Source organism: Bradyrhizobium sp. (assembly GCF_047605465.1).
GTDB lineage: Bacteria > Pseudomonadota > Alphaproteobacteria > Rhizobiales > Xanthobacteraceae > Bradyrhizobium.
Genome location: NZ_JASGFS010000123.1, coordinates 1 through 4,353, shown reverse-complemented (window position 1 = coordinate 4,353; position 4,353 = coordinate 1). Strand labels below are relative to the sequence as shown.

Annotated in this window: 4 protein-coding genes; all 4 read right to left on the bottom strand. The window is 63.9% G+C overall.

Going from position 1 to position 4,353, the window contains the following annotated elements; all coding sequences use genetic code 11:
- A partial coding sequence (locus QM712_RS36005) for a GTP-binding protein (protein WP_415027896.1) occupies positions 1-202 on the bottom strand: 202 nt, incomplete at its 3' end.
- A gap of 27 nt (positions 203-229) precedes the next feature.
- The gene (gene rpsG / locus QM712_RS36000; protein ID WP_415027895.1) at positions 230-700 is read right to left on the bottom strand and encodes a 30S ribosomal protein S7; all 471 of its coding nucleotides are present in this window, start codon (positions 698-700) and stop codon (positions 230-232) included.
- Positions 701-717: 17 nt separating this feature from the next.
- Positions 718-1,089, bottom strand: a complete 372-nt coding sequence (gene rpsL / locus QM712_RS35995; RefSeq protein ID WP_415027894.1) for a 30S ribosomal protein S12 — start codon at positions 1,087-1,089, stop codon at positions 718-720.
- 446 nt (positions 1,090-1,535) lie between these two features.
- On the bottom strand, positions 1,536-4,353 hold a 2,818-nt coding region (locus QM712_RS35990; protein WP_415027893.1), incomplete at its 5' end, for a DNA-directed RNA polymerase subunit beta'.

The following is a 4,353-nucleotide window of genomic DNA, read 5'->3' as shown; positions in this document are numbered from 1 at the left end:
TGGCGGCCGACGTGATGGTGATGCCGCGCTCCTGCTCCTGCTCCATCCAGTCCATCGTCGCGGCGCCTTCGTGCACCTCGCCGATCTTATGGCTCTTGCCGGAATAGTAGAGGATGCGCTCCGTCGTGGTCGTCTTGCCGGCGTCGATATGCGCCATGATACCGAAATTCCGGTAGTCTTCGATCGGATGGCTGCGGGGCATCTTGGTGTCCTTGGAATTCTGTTCGCTTTACCAGCGGTAATGCGAGAAGGCGCGGTTGGCTTCCGCCATGCGGTGCGTGTCTTCGCGCTTCTTCACCGCGTTGCCGCGGTTGTTCGAGGCGTCGAGCAGCTCCGCCGAGAGGCGTTCCACCATCGTCTTGTCGTTGCGGCCGCGGGCGGCCGTGATGATCCAGCGGATCGCAAGCGCCTGACGGCGCTCGGGACGAACCTCGACCGGAACCTGGTAGGTCGCGCCGCCGACGCGCCGCGAGCGCACTTCGATCGCCGGCGCGACATTGTCGAGCGCGGACTTGAAGACGCCGAGCGGATCGGCCTTCGCCTTCGCTTCGATCTGGTCGAAGGCGCCGTAGATGATCTGTTCGGCGGCGGATTTCTTGCCGTCGTACATAATCGAATTCATGAACTTCGCGAGAACCACGTCGCCGTACTTGGCGTCCGGGATGACTTCGCGCTTCTCTGCCCTGTGGCGACGGGACATTTCGGTCTCCTCGAAACTTATTTCGGACGCTTGGCGCCGTACTTCGAACGGCGCTGCTTGCGGTCCTTGACGCCCTGCGTGTCGAGCACGCCGCGCAGAATGTGGTAGCGCACGCCCGGAAGGTCCTTCACGCGGCCGCCGCGGATCATGACCACGGAATGCTCTTGAAGGTTGTGGCCCTCGCCGGGGATGTAGCCGATCACCTCGAAGCCGTTGGTCAGACGCACCTTGGCGACCTTGCGCAGCGCCGAGTTCGGCTTCTTCGGGGTCGTGGTGTAGACGCGCGTGCACACGCCGCGCTTCTGGGGGCACGCGCCGAGATGGCGGGCCTTTTCGCGGTAGGTCTTCTGTTGCCGCGGCTTGCGGATCAACTGGCTGATCGTCGGCATTCTTCGCCCTTCTGAAGCGAAAAGTTGAAACTGGATCGCCTGCGCAGACATATGCATGCGCAAACGAATCAACGCCTTCAGCCGAATGGCTTCAGGCGCTGCGGTTGCAGAGGACCACCGCGCTGACGCGGCGATCTTGCCTTCCTGAACGACTTCCGGCCCGTAAAGAGCCTTTAGCCGAATGACTTCTAGTCACAGGTGAGGCCGACAGCGTTTAGGTCCCGCAGCGTTTTCCGCGAGTCGCGGCAAACAACATGGGCCTACGGCCTGTCGAGTTCGGGCCGCTTATATGCGCCCCCCCGAATCCAGTCAACCCGGAAAACGTCGAAAACACGCTGAAATGACTCAGGTTTTTCGCTGTGCCGCATTGCCTGAAAAAGAGGCCGCCCCGTAGGGCGGCCTCGTTAGGAAAAGCTTAATCTTTTCCGCGCGTTGAAACGGACGCCTCAGCGGCTCTCCGTCTCCGCCGTAGCGATCTGCGGCGCGCCGGAGGACGTTTCCGCGCGCTGCGCGAGGATCAGATCGTCGCGCCCGGTGGCCACCTGGCGAATCCGGCTCATCGCTGCGCCCGTGCCCGCCGGAATCAGGCGGCCGACGATCACGTTCTCCTTCAGGCCTTCGAGCGTGTCGACCTTGCCGTTGACGGCGGCTTCGGTCAGGACGCGCGTCGTCTCCTGGAACGAGGCGGCGGAGATGAACGACTTGGTCTGCAGCGAGGCCTTGGTGATGCCCAGCAGCACCGGCGTGCCGGTCGCCACCTTGCCGCCTTCGCCCAGCGCCTTTTCGTTGGCGGCGTCGAATTCGGTGATGTCGACCTGCTCGTTGGCCAGGAAGTCGGTGTCGCCGGGATCGACGATATCGACCTTCTGCAGCATCTGGCGGACGATGACCTCGATGTGCTTGTCGTTGATGTTCACGCCCTGGAGCCGGTAGACCTCCTGAATTTCATTGACGAGGTAGGCGGCCAGCTCCTCCACGCCCTTGATCGCCAGAATGTCGTGCGGCGCCGGATTGCCGTCGACGATGTAATCGCCCTTCTCGACGATGTCGCCGTCCTGAAGGTGGATATGCTTGCCCTTCGGGATGAGATACTCGACGGAATCGCCGCCCTCTTCGTGCGGGACGATGGCGATGCGGGTCTTGTTCTTGTAGTCGCGCCCGAACTGCACCGTGCCGGAGATTTCCGCGATGATCGCGTGATCCTTCGGACGGCGCGCCTCGAACAATTCCGCGACGCGCGGCAGACCGCCGGTGATGTCGCGGGTCTTGGCCGAATCCATCGAGATACGCGCCACCGCGTCGCCCGCCTGCACCGTGCCGCCCGGCTCGACCGCGATGATCGAATCGACCGGCAGCATGTAACGCGCCTCGCCGCCGCGGGCGAGCTTGCCGATCTTGCCGTCCTTGCCCTTGATGACGATCGCGGGCTTGAGCGAAGCCGAACGCTGGTTCAGGCGCCAGTCCATGACCATGCGCTTGGTGATGCCCGTCGATTCGTCGGCGCTCTCGCTCATGGACTGACCTTCCAGCAAGTCCTCGAAGCCGATGACGCCGTCGATTTCCGACAGGATCGGACGGGTGTAGGGGTCCCACTCGGCCAGGCGCTGGCCGCGCTTGACCTTGTCGCCCTCGTCCACCTTCAGGCGCGAGCCGTATTGCACGCGGTGCACCGCGCGGTCGGCGCCGTCCGGGCCGACGATGACGATGGCGACGTTGCGCGCCATAACCATCAGATCGCCGTCCGAATTGCGCGCGAGGTGGCGGTTGCGGATCTTCACCACGCCGTCGAAATTCGACTCGATGAAGCTCTGGTCCGCGATCTGCGCCGCGCCGCCGATGTGGAACGTGCGCATGGTGAGCTGCGTGCCCGGCTCGCCGATCGACTGGGCCGCGATCACGCCGACCGCTTCGCCCATGTTGACCGGCGTTCCGCGCGCGAGGTCGCGACCGTAGCACTTGCCGCAGACGCCGTTCTTGGCCTCGCAGGTCAGCACCGAGCGGATCTTCACCTCCTGGATGCCGGCGGCGTTGATCCTGGCGATGTGCCATTCCTCGATCAGCTCGCCCGCGGCGACAATCACCTTGTCATCGGCATCCTTCATGTCCTCCGCCGCGGTGCGGCCGAGAATGCGGGAGCCGAGCGAGGCGACGACCTGGCCCGCGTCGATGATGGCGCGCATGCGGATGCCGCCGGTCGAGCCGCAGTCATAGGACGTGATGATCGAATCCTGCGCGACGTCGACCAGACGGCGGGTCAGGTAACCCGAGTTCGCCGTCTTGAGCGCCGTATCGGCAAGACCCTTGCGCGCGCCGTGCGTCGAGTTGAAGTACTCGAGAACGGTGAGGCCTTCCTTGAAGTTCGAGATGATCGGGCTCTCGATGATCTCGCCCGACGGCTTGGCCATCAGGCCGCGCATGGCGGCGAGCTGGCGCATCTGCGTGGGCGAGCCACGCGCGCCGGAGTGCGACATCATGTAGATCGAGTTGATCGGCTTGTCGCGACCGTGCTCGTCCTTGCGAACGGTCGAAATGCCGACCATCATCTCTTCGGCGAGCTTGTCCGAGCACTTCGACCAGGCGTCGACCACCTTGTTGTACTTCTCGCCCTGCGTGATCAGGCCGTCGTTGTACTGCTGCTCGTATTCCTTGGCGGCGGCGCGCGTCGACTCGACGATCGATTCCTTCGTCGGCGGCACGACCATGTCGTCCTTGCCGAAGGAAATGCCCGCCTTGAAAGCCTCGCGGAAGCCCAGCGCCATGATGCGATCGCAGAAGATGACCGTCTCCTTCTGCCCGCAATTGCGGTAGACGGTGTCGATCATCGCCGAGATTTCTTTCTTCGTCATCAGCTTGTTGGCGACGTCGAAGGGGATCTTCGGATGCCTGGGCAGCAGCTGGCCGAGCAGCAGGCGGCCGGGAGTCGTGTCGAAGATTTTCGACACGCGGTTGCCCTTCTCGTCATAGGTCCAGGCGCGGCCCTTGATCTTGGCGTGCAGCGTCACCGCCTTGGCGGCGAGCGCATGCTCGATCTCGCCCATGTCGGCATAGACGCCGCCGATCGGCTCGCCGTTCGCTCCCTTGCGGAACTGGCCGGGCTCGCCGTCGCGGTCGAGCGACAGATAGTAGAGGCCGAGCACGATATCCTGCGAAGGCACGATGATCGGCTGCCCGTTGGCCGGGTGCAGGATGTTGTTGGTCGACATCATCAGAACGCGCGCTTCCAGCTGCGCTTCGAGCGACAGCGGAACGTGCACGGCCATCTGG

Coding starts and splice junctions, on each gene's coding strand:
- rpsL (WP_415027894.1), bottom strand. CDS start 1,089: ATGCCGACGATCAGCCAGTTGATCCGCAAGCCGCGGCAACAGAAGACC.
- rpsG (WP_415027895.1), bottom strand. CDS start 700: ATGTCCCGTCGCCACAGGGCAGAGAAGCGCGAAGTCATCCCGGACGCC.